The following is a 14385-nucleotide window of genomic DNA, read 5'->3' on the forward strand; positions in this document are numbered from 1 at the left end:
AATGCATACAATTATTATTGCCGAAGCAGGTGTAAATCATAATGGTTCCATGGAAATGGCCAAAGAACTTATAGATGAGGCCGCCAAAGCAGGCGCTGATTTTGTCAAGTTTCAAACATTCAAAGCCGAAAAGATTGTCAGTAAATCTGCAACAAAGGCAAAGTATCAACAAGAAAACATGGCTGATGGAGATAACTCTCAACACACTATGTTAAAGAGATTAGAGTTGGATGAGAGAATGCACCATGAACTGATTTCTCACTGCAATAAAAGCGGCATCAAATTTCTTTCAACAGCGTTTGACCTTGAAAGCATTGATTTCTTAAACAAACTTAAAATACCGTTATACAAGATCCCTTCAGGAGAAATTACTAATAAACCATATCTTCAGAGCATTGCCGATAAAGGTAAACCGGTAATAATGAGTACAGGAATGGCTAACATGGATGAAATTAAGGCAGCTTTTTCTGTTTTATTGAAATACGGTCTGAGTAAAGACCAAATTACCGTATTACACTGCAATACCGAGTATCCCACACCTATGGAAGATGTTAATCTGAAAGCCATGTTGAACATTAGCGACGAATTGGGGGTGAAAGTGGGTTACTCCGATCATACCAACGGTATTGAAGTTCCTATTGCGGCAGTGGCATTAGGTGCTGTAGTTATTGAAAAACATTTTACACTCAATCGTAGCTTACCAGGGCCGGATCATAAAGCATCCCTAGAACCATCTGATTTAAAAGCGATGATTGATTCCGTCCGGAATATAGAAAAAGCAATCTCTGGTTCTGGAATAAAGGAACCTAGTCCCAGTGAAAAGAAAAACATGATAGTCGCTCGCAAAAGTATCGTCGCTGCTTGCGCAATTCACAAAGGAGAGATATTCACAACCGATAATCTGACTGTCAAAAGGCCAGGTAATGGCATTACCCCTATGCGGTGGGATGAAATTATTGGAACCAATGCAAAGCGTGATTTTCAAGAAGATGAACTCATTGAAATTTGATTAGTAATGAATAGAATCTGTATCGTTACCGGGACGCGCGCCGAGTATGGTTTATTGTATTGGCTAATCAAAGGAATCCATGAAGATTCGTCTCTGGATTTACAATTGTTGGTAACTGGGATGCATTTATCTCCTGAATTTGGACTTACATGGAAACAAATCGAAGAAGATGGTTTTCCCATTACACGTAAAATTGAGATACTTTTATCTTCAGATACCGCAGTGGGTATTTCTAAATCAAATGCATTGGCACAAATATCCTTTGCAGAGGCATATGAACAATTACAACCGGAGATAGTAATATTACTCGGCGACCGTACGGAAACTTTCGCCGCTGCATCGACAGCTTTAATTGCAGGAATTCCCATTGCCCACATTCATGGAGGTGAACTGACTGAAGGAGCATATGATGACGCGATAAGACATTCAATTACCAAAATGAGTCATTTGCACTTTGCTGCAACAGAGCAATATCGTAATCGTATAATTCAGTTAGGAGAACAACCTGAAACGGTTTTTAATGTGGGAGCCATTGGTTTAGATAATATCAAAAAACTCCCATTACTCAATAGGACTGATTTTGAACGATCTATTGGCCGAAAACTTCTAAAAAAGAATTTACTCATCACATTTCATCCAACTACACTTGAAAATCATTCAGCTGGTGACCAGTTTGAACAATTACTTCAAGCTCTGGATGAACGAACTAATACACTGCTTATTTTTACAAAACCTAACTCCGATAAAGACGGACGCGTTATTGTTCAATTAATAGATGAATATGTGAGAAATAACCCTGACAAAGCAGTGTCTTTTACTTCCCTGGGACAGTTGCGGTACCTATCAGCGATACAACATATGGACGCAGTTGTCGGAAATTCCTCAAGTGGAATAATTGAAGTACCGGCCTTTAATGTTCCCACAGTCAATATAGGAGATAGACAGAAAGGCAGACTTATGGGGGACACTATCTTTAATTGTCAACCGTTAAAAGAAGAAATTACTAACGCTATTAATCAGGCGCTTAATTTTTTAAAACAAAAAAAATGTTCTCATCCATATGGCAACGGTAATGCATCTGAAAAAATTCTCCAGGTTATTAAGAATACTAAACGAATAAATATCAAAAAAAAGTTTTTTGATATTGAATATACACCAGATTGTTAAACAACATAAAGATATTGAGCAATAACATTCTCAATCATACTCTGGAAAACAGACCAATAACAGAAAATAGATTAGCATGCGGGATTTCACAAAAAATATTATAGCACAAACAGCCTCTGTCATCGAGGCCATGAAAAAACTAAATGAAATACCTGACTCACTTACTCTTTTCGTGGTGGATGAACAACAACGTCTTGTTGGTACACTGACCGACGGAGATATCCGTCGAGGATTTATCAATGGTCTAACACTCAACAACAATGTTGAGAAGTTTATGCTGCTCCATTTTCATAAGATAAATAATGGATTCTCGGTACACGATTTCAAACACGCCCGTGAAAAAGGAGTTCGTCTTTTGCCAGTCTTGGATAATACAGGCAAAATTCGCAAAGTTTATGACCTTAAAAAGCGCAAAAGCATATTGCCCGTTGAATGTATGATTATGGCAGGAGGGCGTGGTGAACGCCTCCGCCCGCTTACGGACAGTACGCCAAAACCATTGTTGCCGCTGGGCGATAAACCCATCATAGAACATAACATAGACAGACTAATATCCTTTGGAATTGAAAAGATCTATATATCTGTTAAATATTTAGGGCAACAAATTGTCGATTATTTAGGTGATGGTTCTTCTAAAGGAATAAGTATCGAATACATTTGGGAAGAACAACCACTTGGTACAGCGGGTGCCCTATCATTAGTGAATACCTTCAAGTCAAATCACATCCTATTGATGAACAGTGATTTATTTACGGATATCAACTTTGAAGAACTATATCTAACCGTATTAGAAGAAGATGCATCAATGGGAGTCGCGACAACTCCTTATACGACCAAGGTTCCATACGGTATCTTCCAAGTTGATCGAAATAGAGTCATCGGCTTAAAAGAGAAACCGACTTACACGAACTATGCGAATGCTGGCATATATATTTTAAAAAAAGAGTGCATTCGAAAAATACCACACAATACGCATTTCAACATTACAGACTTGATGGAAAAGTTAATCAAGGAAGATATGGCGGTGATCCATGACCCTATAGTTGGCTATTGGATTGATATAGGACAACATCAAGATTACATAAATGCGCAAGAAATTGTTAAACACATAGAAAATGGTTACAATTAACGATACTTTATTCATAATTCCTGCTAGAGGTGGCTCTAAAGGCTTACCACGAAAAAATATTCTGCCGCTTAACGGACAACCCCTGATATATTATAGCATCCATGCGGCTAGAAAGGTTACTTCCGACGAAAATATTTGCGTAAGCACAGACGATGAGGAAATAATTCAAAAAGTAGAAGAAATTGGACTTAAAGTTCCATTTAAGAGACCGAAGGCGCTAGCCTCTGATCTGGCAAGTTCCAGAGAGGTGCTTTTACATGCAATTAACTATTATCAAAATAACCTCGGACGAAACTACTCGAAGGTATGCTTATTGCAACCTACCAGCCCGCTAAGAACCGGAACACATATCAAAGAGGCATTTAAATTATGGAATGACAATATAGATATGGTTGTATCCGTCAAAGAAAGCCAATGCAATCCTTATTATAATCTTTTCGAGGAAAATTCAAGTGGTTATCTTGAAAAATCGAAAAAATCTGATATCCGAAGACGACAGGATGCTCCTAAGGTTTGGGAATTCAATGGTGCCATATACATAATAGCTTTAAAAAAATTTATGGCAGTTGATATGTTTGATATGAAGAAAATAAAATATGTCATGCCGGATTATTCATCTATAGATATAGACACCCACATCGACTTCAAAATTGCTGAACTATTAATAAAAGAAAATACAAATGGTGAATTGTTATAACATTGCAATTATAGGATCAGGGCAACTTGGTAGCAGGCATTTACAGTCAATAAAGCAAATAGACTTACAGACAAGAATTTACGTTCTGGATAAAAATGAAGAGTCATTAGCAGTCGCAAAGGAACGTTATGAGCAAATTCCTCCAAATACGAAAGTCAAGTCAATACTTTTCACACAAAACATTGAAAATCTGCCAACTAAAATTGACTTAGCTATTATCGCTACCAACTCGAAAAACCGTGCGACTTTGTTAAATAATATAGTTTCAATTAGAGAAATAAACAATCTCATAATTGAAAAAGTGCTTTTTCAAACAAAAGAAGAGTATTCAGAAACAAAAGATTTATTTGATTTACACAAAATCAATGCTTGGGTCAACTGTCCTCGTCGTGTTTATCCTATATACCAAATGTTAAACAATTTACTCAAGGATAACACTTCATCGCTATTGGGCATTATCGATGGCAGTAATTGGGGATTGGGTAGCAATTCAATACATTATATTGACATCTTCTCAAAATTGACAAATTGCAGTGAGTATACTACCAATACAAAACTCTTAGACCCCAAAATACTTCAAAGCAAACGGGACGGCTATATAGAGTTTTCTGGAACATTGAATCTCAATTTTAAAAACAAATCACATCTAACAATTAACTCTAGAAAAGATTTAGGAGTCGACACAGTATTTTATCTAACAAATGGTTATAGTCAATTTATTATTAATGAAAGCCGAAAAAAACTAACTTGGACCAGTGAGAAAAACAACAATCTATGGGAAACATTGGATTTCGAGATTCCGTTTCAAAGCCAGCTAACCTCTATGATAGCATATGAAATATTAACAAACAATACATGCGAACTGACAACTTTCGAAGATTCCGTTCAACTACACCTTCCATTAATTAATGGATTTATTGAGTTCTTAAGACATAATATTGATAAATCATATAAACATTGTCCAATAACGTAGCAGAATAAAATGGGAAATAATAAAACATGGCTAGTAGGTGCTAGTCAAATGGCCGTTGAGTATACCAAGGTACTTAAAGCGCTCGGAGAAGATTTTCTTGTAATAGGTAGAGGGAATGCTTCTGCAATTAATTTCTATGAGCAAACCAATATCAAACCAATTACCGGTGGAATTGAAAATTTCATAAATTCGAAACCGGAAAAGCCAAATTCAGCAATAGTATCGGTAGGAATTGAAAAATTGAAGTTTGTAACTGAATTACTAATTCGCTTTGGCATCAAAAAAATTTTAGTGGAAAAGCCCGGAGGGCTAAATATCAATGAGGTAATAGAACTCAATTCCATTGCTAAAACATTTAATGCAATAGTTTTTATCGGCTATAACCGTAGATTCTATTCATCGGTAATAAAATCAAAAGAAATCATACAGGAGGATGGTGGTCTTAAATCCTTTAATTTTGAATTTACCGAGTGGAGTCACGTTATTCAGAACTTAAAAAAAGCACCTGGAGTTAAGGAATCATGGTTTATTGGTAACTCAAGTCATGTCATAGACACAGCCTTTTATATAGGAGGCAAGCCCAAACAGATGTCTTCCTACACATCAGGAGAGTTAAGTTGGCATAAACCTACAATATTTGCAGGTGCAGGTATCACAAACCAAAATGCTTTATTCAATTACTCTGCCAATTGGGAAGCTCCGGGGAGATGGAGCATTGAGTTTCTCACATCACACCATCGATTAATATTAAGACCATTAGAAAAACTTCAAATTCAAAATATTGGCAGTATTGCCACCGAGTTTGTAGTACTAGACTACCAATATGACGAAAATTTTAAACCTGGTTTATATTTACAGACCAAAGCTTTTCTTGACAATGACTATAGTAATCTATGTACACTAGATGAACAAGTCCATTCTCTAACGAACTATTATAAAGAGATATCAAAATAACCTATTATAGAATTTAGTTAATTAAATGACTATTGCTGAAATCGAAAACACCCACGTTGATGTCTTAACTGATATCAAATACAAACACATAAATATATGGCTTTTATTAAGGGCAAAATTAAAATTCACTCAACTATATTCTGAGACCAAGAATAATTTTAGCATTAGAACTAAAAAAAGAAAAGCATTAGTTAAGAATTTATTTTATGGCTTTTCAAACCTTTTAAAAATCAAAAGATTTTCATTTATATTTTTTTCGAACACTAACAAGAGATATTTAATTGAAAATAAATTTTATGATTCTTATTTCGATTCAATCGCTGATAATCTGGGGCAGAAAAAATCTTTATTCATTGAATTTGCGGACAGTGTGCACATACAAAAGAATAAAGTATATTCAACTAACGTAATAAGTGATCTTCCGTTTAAAATAATTACTTTACTGGTTTCCAAAATCATAAATCCTAACAAGATCAAAAATCTTGAAATAATAAAGACCATTTTAGATGAAAACAAATTGGAAATAAATTTAGAAAGAGAGCTAAAAGAACAAATCTCCGAATATTATATATATAAAACGTTGCTTAATATTTTAAAGCCTAAAACGATATTTGTAATATGCTACTACTCAAAACTGCCGTTGATTTTGGCCGCAAGGGAAAAGAAAATTCCTGTATTTGAAGTGCAGCACGGAGTGATAAATAAAAACAACGAGTTCTATTGCACCAGATTTCGCAAACTAAAACAATACTACCCGAGTCATTTGATCTCTTATGGTGATGACCTGTTAAACAATCCACCTAGTGACTTCATATATGAAACAAACAAAATAATTCCTGCTGGTAATTTTTATTTAAGCTATATCAAAGAGCATTACTATAATAGCGATTTAAATAAACTAAAAAAGAAATACGAGAAAATAGTTTGCGTTACTTCCCAGGGTGTCTATATCGACAAATTAATGCAATTCGTCACTCATTTAGCCAAAAGTCATCCAAAATATCTATTTATTTTCCGTAAAAAATACAATGAAGATATCACTAAATATATTACAGATAACATAACTACGTTAGATGAATATGACATATATAAGATATTGAAGTTTTCTGATTTCAATATTACTATCTACTCAATGGTAGCACTCGAAGCTCACTTTTTAAACACGCATAATATTCTACTTAATATCAATAACTTAAGCAATACCCACATACCCAAAGACATTTCCGCTACCGTAGTAAATCCAGACGAATATTTGAATTTCAAAATGCCAGTAGTAAGCGAGGCATTTTCACAAAAAAGCAGCTATTTTATAGACAACTACAGGAAAAACATAAATGAATTGTGCCAAAAAATAACTCATACACAATATTGAAGATTGAGAAAGTAAATGCATTTTTACTATTCATAATCATATTTCAATCAATATTTGAAAAATTTTTATTATCAAATATTAATTCAAGTATATTTAAGTATTATAATGAATTTATCGTTTTACTTATTACCGGTCTGTTCATAGTCACTATATTTAAATTCTATAAAGTAAAAAAATTGATTTTATATGCGATTACTATTCTATTTTATTCATTTTTCCAAATTCTATTGCGTAAAATACCAATATTCCACATAACACAATCATTATTGTACATTGAATGTATCGTATTCTACACCTATTTTTACTCACAAAATTACAATTCAAAAGTTGATACATTAATCTATTTATCAAAATATTACTACTACCTATTTTACCTTGTTTTGGTCGCGGCATTATTTGAATTGATTAATCCAAATATCATAAACAACTTTTTAGGAACCAATCACTTTCAAAGAGGAATTGGTGGATTTTATCTAACCTCAATTTTCGGAACATCGACTGGACTATCTCAATTCTGCATTATCGCGCTCGTCATATTAATGAGTACATACGCAATAAAAGGTGCTTTTCCTTACCCAAAATGGATATTATATACCTTAATATTATTAAGCTTCTTGTCTTTCTCTAGGAAAGAATTTGCCTTAACGATTGTATACCTTCTTAGCATATATATATCCACCAGAAATAAAACTCATAGATTAAAATATTACATATTTGCATCATTTGCAGGTCTATTTATCATTAGCTTATATTTAATATTGTTTTTCAGAAAGGCAAACGAAGTGGCTCTTTCAGACAATTACGTAAGATTTCAATTAATTGAATACTCGATACAGATCATCAAAGATTACTTTCCCTTTGGGACCGGTCCTGGGACTTTTGGATCCCAGCTATCGTTACAATACCCCATTATTTACGAAAAGTACGGTGTAGGACCTAATATATTAGGATATAATGGGCACAGAGGCCCAATATACGATGCTTTTCTATTCACATTTACCGCTGAAATGGGAATTGGAATAATATTATATTTAATCTTACTGGTCTCAATATGGCGAAAAAAGCCTTTAATCAATAATCATGTACTAAAAACCACAAAAAGATTTATAATAATTGCAATATTCATTATCGGTCTATTTGCTCCAGTTATCATGAATCCTTTTGGTTTAATTAGTTTTTCAATACTCGGGTTAATATCAAAAAATGGAAACTAAGAATTTAAATTAGAGGCACCCAAAAATGAACATAAACACTTTACTAAACTCTGTAATAATAAGATATCTAAGCATCCGATATTTGACATATTTTTTACAATTCATAAATTCTATTCTATTACTTCATTATCTCTCCTCGTTTGACTTTGGTGTCTATAGTTTCGTTTTATTGTTACTTTCTTATTATTCATATTCTAACATAGGATTGAATGCATCCCTGAATACGCTATTGTCAATATACAAAAATAGAGAGTTATTGATAAAAAAAATTTGGTATGTTGCACTGACTTTAAATATAGCTATTATTGTGATAATTGGTTCTATTGTAATAATAGTCAATATCGTATTCCCTAACTTATTCACTAAATATGATTATCATGCCATTGCTTATAAAGTGTTCGCTATTGGCATCCTCGTTAATACGAATTTGTTATTTGTATCATTATACCGAGTATTCGGAATTTTCCACAAAATAAATATACAACAAATTCTACCACAGTTTGCTCTCTTCCTCGTTATTTTGCTTTTACGGAAAAACGTAAATATAGATACAATAGTTTCAGTTTTAGTTTTCTCAAACATGGTAGTATTAGTCATAATGATAAACAAGATGCCACTTCCACTAAAACTAGGCAACAACAAAGTCATAGCCCAAACACTCTTAATAAGAGGCTTTAATCTAATGCTCTATAATTTTAGCTTTCGATTTATAACAATCGCGGCAACCACGATAGTAAGCATATTTTACTTATCCTCAGAACTAGGATATTACTCATTTGCCAACACTTTTAGTAATGCCATTGTGATGATAACTGGTTCTCTAATGTTTATACTTTACCCTAAAATTTTAAACCAATTCGCTAGCATAAATCAAGAAAAATCAATAGAACTCATCAAAAAAATAAGAGTCTTATATATCACTGCTGTGGACCTCATCGGCCTTTCTTCAATACTCATAATACCTATTATAGCGTCTTATTCCGACAAATATTCCCCAATCATAGAAACCTACAAAATATTAATAGCAGCACAACTAATTCTGAACAATACATCTGGTTATCTACAATTTTTAATTGCTAAGAAGCAAGAAAGAGTATTGATTCTTTACGCTATATATGGGATCTCATCTGTATTTCTAATTGGCCTTTTAGTCGCATGGGCAAATTTGACTTTCCATCTAATTACAATTGGGGTCTTGGTAGGAGTAAGTACCTATACGTTCTTTGTTATAAATCATTCTAATAAGGTTCTCAATAAAAAGAATAACGTATCTGAAATATTGAAGACCATCTTTAGCTTTCCAAAGCTAAGCATAACAATAATATTAATACTTTCATATTTACTTAACGAAAACTATATCCTACCCCCATTAGCTGTCTTATTTTACATATTTATCAACAAGAAACATATCATTTCATTGGTACATAAAACAACCGCAATACTAAGAGACAATAATTTTGTTAACTTCTAAAAGATATGAGATCAAGTTTTTTTTCCTTTCTATATTATTTTTTAATCATAAAATTACCTTCGTCCCAATTCCCGTTGGGGAAAATCTTTCTAAAAATCAGACTGTTCACTATAGGTAGATTTGTTAGCATTGGAGAAAATTGTAAAATTCAAAAAAATGTTTACTTCGGTAGCGGAAAAAACATTATTATAGGAAATGGTTGTGAAATTAATGAAAATGTAAAGTTGCGCCATGCCAAGATTGGAGACAATGTCCTAATAGCTCCCGGAGTATCTATTATTGGTATAAACCATAACTTCATTAATTCAAAAAGATTGATCAAAGAACAGGGCGAATCTATAAAAGAAATAAAAATTGGGTCTGACGTTTGGATTGGGACAAATGCGATAATTCTAGCAGGTGTTACAATCGGGGAGGGATGTGTAATCAGTGCAGGGGCTGTTGTCACAAAAGATTGCGAGCCTTATGGTATTTATGGTGGAGTGCCTGCCAGACTAATAAAAAAACGAGAATAAGTTAAAATTTTACACCAGAAGCTACGTAATAAGCTTCAACACAAAATTGGAGTACTATTGAAAAACAAAGCTTTGAAAACAAAAATTATCTCAATAAATAGGATTAATGTTTTCTCTTTCCCCGATAGAGCAACTCTGCTGTCATATATAAAAGGAAGAAACGGAATCTTAATCGCAATCAATGCCGAAAAGATATTACACGCTAACAAGCAAACGCGGGAATTGATCAACAGAAACATTGGCTATCCCGATGGTATAGGAGCTGTTTGGGCGCTAAAAAAGAAAGGCTTCAAAAGCGCTGTAAAAATCCCGGGATGTGAATTGTGGCTTGATATATCCGGACATTTTTATAAAACACACAAGTTTTACCTGGTCGGAGGGAAAGAAGACATAGTCCAACAAACCGTTCTACAATTAAAAAAAGATTTCCCAGGCATCAACATCGTTGGTTTTCGGAATGGCTACATTCAGTCAAATGATGAAAGGGAGCAGCTTATAGCTGATATTGCACTCCAAAAGCCAGATATCGTCTTCGTAGCAATGGGCTCTCCCAAACAGGAGCTGTTAATGCAGGACATGCAGCAAAAACATCAGGCTATCTACCAAGGCCTTGGAGGCAGTTTCGACGTGTACGTAGGAAATGTAGACCGAGCACCTCAATGGTGGATCAAAAATAATTTGGAATGGGCGTATCGTTTGATAAAACAGCCCGCACGAATAAAACGACAAATTCATCTGGTAAAATTCCTTTGGCTACTTCTATTAAACAAGTTTTAATTCTCAGTAATGCCATAAAATCCAATTACTGCAGAACTGACATAACAAAGAAATTTTGAATCAGTTAATACAAGAACCTCAATCAGTCGTACCGTCAGAGATTCATAAGAAATAAGCCAACAAAACCATAATAGCAACGCCGGCTGCGGACAACCGCCCAGCCGGCTTTTTTTATGCCTCCCCTTACCATGTTAATGGTCAGGAATCCATAAAATAGTTTCAGCTGAGCTACAAATTTGTCTGGATTAAGTTGTCCTTTTGAATGCCAATCATTACCCCACATATCTATCAAACTACTAGACACAGGCTGTTCAAAACACCGCGGTGCAAAATATGTCCGGTCCAGTCCCCATTCGCTAACGAATTCTAGTTTTTTTTTGTAACTTTATTTTCAACTAAACAATTATTATCTAACCTAATCATTATGAAAAAATTGAACTACCTTCTATTCATTTTATTGTTTGCAATATTAACAATAGGTGCAACAGCACAAACAACCTATGTCCCAGATGATAATTTCGAACAAGCATTACAAGATTTGGGTTATGACTCCGGCAACCTAGACGATTATGTGCCAACGGCCAATATTAATGAAATTACCTCTTTAAACGTAAGCAATAAATACATCTCCGATTTAACAGGCATTCAAGATTTTGTTGCCTTAGATTCTTTGAACTGCGGTCATAATGAACTTTCGAATTTGAATGTATCTGCAAATACAGCTCTGACTTATCTTAACTGCGATTATAATTACATATCAAATTTAGATGTATCACAAAATAAGGCTTTAATAGAATTCTCTTGCCGTAATAATAAACTTTCGAGTATAGATTTATCGGCAAATACTGCTTTGACTAGCTTAGATGTATCATCCGAATCACCCTATCCAGATGAAAACATAATATTAAATCAATTTTCAAGTTTAGATTTATCAGCAAACATCGCTTTAACTAAGCTACATTGCGACGAAGTTCAACTTTCACATTTGGATTTATCGGTGAATGTGGCTTTAACTGAACTGAGTTGTTTTTACAATAACCTTTACAGTTTAGATATATCAGCAAATAAGGCTTTAACTTCACTCAATTGCTCTAGTAATAAACTTTTAAGTTTGGATGTATCACAAAATACGGCTTTAACTTCACTCAATTGCACCAGCAATAACCTTTCAAGTTTGGATGTATCACAAAATGCAGCTTTAACTTCACTCAATATCACTAATAATAACTTTTCAAGTCTAGATGTATCAAATAATACGGCTTTAACTTCACTTAATTGCTATTATAATCACCTTCCAAGTTTAGATATATCACAAAATACGGCTTTAACTTTTCTGAATATCACAGATAACAACTTTTCAAGCTTGAATATATCCACAAATACTGCTTTAACGAAACTATATTGCTCTAATAATCAACTCTCAAACTTGGACGTATCACAAAATACGGCTTTAACACATCTATATTGCACCAATAATCAAATTTCAAGTTTGGATGTAAGGAATGGAAATAATGCAAATATGGAGTTTGTTAATGCTGAACATAATCCTTATTTAACCTGTATCTATGTTGATGATAAGACAGCAAGTTATCTTTCTGATTGGAGAAAAGATGAAACAGCAGTTTATGTTAATGATGAATCTGAATGTGCTGAGACTTTGGTTAATGACCTAATAGGCGCCGAGGACAACACAATCTATCCAAATCCTACAAATGGAATCTTAAAGTTTGATTTTTCAGGAAATAAAGTTCAAAAAATAGAAATTGTTGATATTACAGGAAAAACAGTTTTTGAAAAAGTTAATGTTCAACAAAATGAAGTAGTTGATTTATCGAATTTGGCAACTGGAATATACGTTATTATTTTAAAGACTGATAAAGGAAATTCGTCTTCAAAAATCATCAAAGAATAAATTATTTTACTTCTCAAAGTAATTTATATTTCGTAAGTATCAATATCGAGAATATTTAGATAATTTAAAATCAAAATAATTTTACTCTATCGGGCTATAAGATTTGCTTCTTAAAAACGCTTTAGTTTTCAATAGTTAATTAATCGAGTGCCTTGGCAGGGTTTAATCTTTTACCTCCAGTTCATTGAACAGCCCCAAAACATGTTCCGGGTACATACTTTTTACTACGGCACACCTTAAAACATGTTCTGGATACATACTTTTTCTTGCGGCACACTCCAAAACATGTTCTGGGGACATACTTTTTTCCACGGCGCACCCTAAAATATGTTCTGGGGACATACTTTTTTAAACGGGGATGTCTCAAAAAAGCCAGGAGAAAATCCTCCGAGCCGGAAAATGAGAGAAAATTTTTCCAAAATCATAAAATATACAATATAAAATTATAAACAGGCGATATTACTCCATTCTTAATTTCAAGTACAGTACAACGTCCGGAGATCAGATAAAAATGAAATGATTTTCATAAGCATAATCGAATAATAAACATAGCTGGTCGATTTTTTTATTCATTGAAATTTAATAACTTCCTACAACCAAATTTTCTAACATAAAAAATTTTCCACTATGAAAGACCAATCAATTAACGACTTCATGGAAGACTGTCGCATCAAGATTTACAATGCCTCCAGCGACGACGTCATCAGTGCCCGCCTCCTCCCCTTCGGATACGATGAGGCCAAACACACCGCCAACAAAACAATCTACGCCGACACGGTAGCGCTCGTTAAGAAAAATGAAAACGAAAATGCCGAATGGCGAACGGCCAGCGAACTGTTCAACAACCAGCAGAAAAAGACCCGGAAGGATTTCTCCCAAATCAGGAAAAAACTGAAATTCTACTATCCGGCCTCCTCTGCCGAAGCCAATACATTGGGACTCTACGAAGACAAAATCACCAAATACACCGACTTCTTGCAGGTAGCCAAAAACTTTTATGGTAACCTGGTGGGCATGCAGGAAGTGCTCGATAAACTAGCACCGTTTGGATATACCCTCGAATCAGTTCAGGCGCTGCAGGCAGACGTAGACCAACTTGATGTGTATCGTCCTGAAAAAAGTTTACAGGTTAGACATTTAAATTTACTTGTTTTTTATAATAGGTTTTCCATCTTTTTTTGAGTGTACCCGATCT

At 34.0% G+C, this 14385-nt stretch carries 11 protein-coding genes and 1 pseudogene; all 12 read left to right on the forward strand.

Annotated features, from left to right (window positions below; all coding sequences use genetic code 11):
* The first annotated feature begins 1 nt into the window (after nt 1).
* The 12 genes and pseudogenes from neuB (at nt 2) to CLV93_RS16610 (ending at nt 14372) form a co-directional block, all read left to right on the forward strand.
* Nucleotides 2-1009, forward strand: coding sequence for an N-acetylneuraminate synthase (gene neuB, locus CLV93_RS16540; protein WP_106543324.1), 1008 nt, complete (start codon nt 2-4; stop codon nt 1007-1009).
* A gap of 6 nt (nt 1010-1015) precedes the next feature.
* A complete protein-coding gene (gene neuC / locus CLV93_RS16545) occupies nt 1016-2176 on the forward strand; it encodes a UDP-N-acetylglucosamine 2-epimerase (protein WP_106543325.1) in 1161 nt (386 codons plus the stop codon).
* A 76-nt stretch (nt 2177-2252) separates the two neighbouring features.
* Nucleotides 2253-3305, forward strand: coding sequence for a nucleotidyltransferase family protein (locus CLV93_RS16550; protein WP_106543326.1), 1053 nt, complete (start codon nt 2253-2255; stop codon nt 3303-3305).
* The gene (locus CLV93_RS16555) at nt 3292-4002 is read left to right on the forward strand and encodes an acylneuraminate cytidylyltransferase family protein (RefSeq protein ID WP_106543327.1); all 711 of its coding nucleotides are present in this window, start codon (nt 3292-3294) and stop codon (nt 4000-4002) included. The genes CLV93_RS16550 and CLV93_RS16555 overlap by 14 nt, the downstream gene beginning before the upstream one ends.
* Nucleotides 3986-4975: a Gfo/Idh/MocA family oxidoreductase gene (locus tag CLV93_RS16560; protein ID WP_106543328.1), complete on the forward strand. Its 990-nt coding sequence runs from the start codon at nt 3986-3988 to the stop codon at nt 4973-4975. Before CLV93_RS16555 ends, CLV93_RS16560 begins: the two co-directional genes overlap by 17 nt.
* A gap of 9 nt (nt 4976-4984) precedes the next feature.
* Nucleotides 4985-5929, forward strand: a complete 945-nt coding sequence (locus CLV93_RS16565; protein WP_106543329.1) for a Gfo/Idh/MocA family oxidoreductase — start codon at nt 4985-4987, stop codon at nt 5927-5929.
* A gap of 25 nt (nt 5930-5954) precedes the next feature.
* The gene (locus tag CLV93_RS16570; RefSeq protein WP_106543330.1) at nt 5955-7301 is read left to right on the forward strand and encodes a hypothetical protein; all 1347 of its coding nucleotides are present in this window, start codon (nt 5955-5957) and stop codon (nt 7299-7301) included.
* A 539-nt stretch (nt 7302-7840) separates the two neighbouring features.
* Nucleotides 7841-8515: a hypothetical protein gene (locus CLV93_RS20135; protein WP_146142047.1), complete on the forward strand. Its 675-nt coding sequence runs from the start codon at nt 7841-7843 to the stop codon at nt 8513-8515.
* A gap of 1824 nt (nt 8516-10339) precedes the next feature.
* A pseudogene (locus CLV93_RS20710) lies at nt 10340-10495 on the forward strand (DapH/DapD/GlmU-related protein); the annotation flags it as partial.
* Between the two features lie 63 nt (nt 10496-10558).
* A complete protein-coding gene (locus CLV93_RS16590; protein WP_211297883.1) occupies nt 10559-11278 on the forward strand; it encodes a WecB/TagA/CpsF family glycosyltransferase in 720 nt (239 codons plus the stop codon).
* A gap of 424 nt (nt 11279-11702) precedes the next feature.
* Nucleotides 11703-13190 carry a T9SS type A sorting domain-containing protein gene (locus CLV93_RS16600; protein ID WP_106543335.1) on the forward strand — a complete coding sequence of 496 codons (1488 nt, stop codon included), beginning with the start codon at nt 11703-11705 and terminating at the stop codon, nt 13188-13190.
* A gap of 627 nt (nt 13191-13817) precedes the next feature.
* Nucleotides 13818-14372 carry a PQLLE family protein gene (locus CLV93_RS16610; RefSeq protein ID WP_106543337.1) on the forward strand — a complete coding sequence of 185 codons (555 nt, stop codon included), beginning with the start codon at nt 13818-13820 and terminating at the stop codon, nt 14370-14372.
* Nucleotides 14373-14385 lie beyond the last annotated feature (13 nt).

Origin of the sequence: Prolixibacter denitrificans (assembly GCF_003014495.1) — a bacterium.
In the GTDB taxonomy this organism is placed as follows: domain Bacteria; phylum Bacteroidota; class Bacteroidia; order Bacteroidales; family Prolixibacteraceae; genus Prolixibacter; species Prolixibacter denitrificans.

What these genes read in the sequence shown, in the direction of transcription:
- neuB (WP_106543324.1), top strand. Translation starts at nt 2, where the DNA reads ATGCATACAATTATTATTGCCGAAGCAGGTGTAAATCATAATGGTTCC.
- neuC (WP_106543325.1), top strand. Translation starts at nt 1,016, where the DNA reads ATGAATAGAATCTGTATCGTTACCGGGACGCGCGCCGAGTATGGTTTA.
- CLV93_RS16550 (WP_106543326.1), top strand. Translation starts at nt 2,253, where the DNA reads ATGCGGGATTTCACAAAAAATATTATAGCACAAACAGCCTCTGTCATC.
- CLV93_RS16555 (WP_106543327.1), top strand. Translation starts at nt 3,292, where the DNA reads ATGGTTACAATTAACGATACTTTATTCATAATTCCTGCTAGAGGTGGC.
- CLV93_RS16560 (WP_106543328.1), top strand. Translation starts at nt 3,986, where the DNA reads ATGGTGAATTGTTATAACATTGCAATTATAGGATCAGGGCAACTTGGT.
- CLV93_RS16565 (WP_106543329.1), top strand. Translation starts at nt 4,985, where the DNA reads ATGGGAAATAATAAAACATGGCTAGTAGGTGCTAGTCAAATGGCCGTT.
- CLV93_RS16570 (WP_106543330.1), top strand. Translation starts at nt 5,955, where the DNA reads ATGACTATTGCTGAAATCGAAAACACCCACGTTGATGTCTTAACTGAT.
- CLV93_RS20135 (WP_146142047.1), top strand. Translation starts at nt 7,841, where the DNA reads ATGAGTACATACGCAATAAAAGGTGCTTTTCCTTACCCAAAATGGATA.
- CLV93_RS16600 (WP_106543335.1), top strand. Translation starts at nt 11,703, where the DNA reads ATGAAAAAATTGAACTACCTTCTATTCATTTTATTGTTTGCAATATTA.
- CLV93_RS16610 (WP_106543337.1), top strand. Translation starts at nt 13,818, where the DNA reads ATGAAAGACCAATCAATTAACGACTTCATGGAAGACTGTCGCATCAAG.